Below are 603 nucleotides of genomic sequence, written 5' to 3'. Positions count from 1 at the left end.
GTCCCCACACTCCGCTGCAATTTGACGTGCGGCTATTGCCAGGTTTCGCGCGCCCCGGAATCCGCACAGGGCTTCGACTGGAACGCTGAAACATTGAAGGCCGTGCTCGACTTCATCGACGCGATGAAGGGTCCGGAGATCAAGATCGAGTTTCAGGGTGGAGAACCCTTGCTTCGGATCGATCTGCTCGAGCAGGTTCGCGCTTTCACCCGCTCAAAGTTTCCGAATAGCCAGTTTGTTGTCTGCACAAATTTGCAGCGCTTGGGCGACCAAGAGTGGACTTTCCTTGACCAGCCGGACACGTTCGTCAGCACCTCGTTGGACGGAAATCACGAGACCCACACGCGTCAGCGTACGCATGATCCTCTGGTTACCGACACGTTCTTTGGCAACCTGGCAGAGGCCGTGCGTCGCCTTGGCCCCGGCAGGGTTTCAGCCTTGCCGACGATAGACGTAGACCGACCGCCAGATTTCACAGACCTCGTCGATAATTTCGAGCTTCACGGAATAAGATCGATCTATCTGCGGCCGATAAATCACCAAGGTTTCGCACGACGTCGAAAGCGCGATCCAAATTCAATAGCCAAATGGAATGCGCTTCAC

Annotated in this window: 1 protein-coding gene; it reads left to right on the top strand. The window is 55.7% G+C overall.

The window, feature by feature from the left end:
• Positions 1–603, top strand: a 603-nt coding sequence (locus EOA22_RS36500) for a radical SAM protein (RefSeq protein WP_127390761.1), incomplete at both ends; no start/stop codon positions are given.

The organism is Mesorhizobium sp. M7A.F.Ca.US.014.04.1.1 (assembly GCF_003998745.1).
Classification (GTDB): domain Bacteria; phylum Pseudomonadota; class Alphaproteobacteria; order Rhizobiales; family Rhizobiaceae; genus Mesorhizobium; species Mesorhizobium ciceri.
Note: the sequence above shows the minus strand (reverse complement) of the source record. Positions and strands in the feature narration are given on the sequence as shown.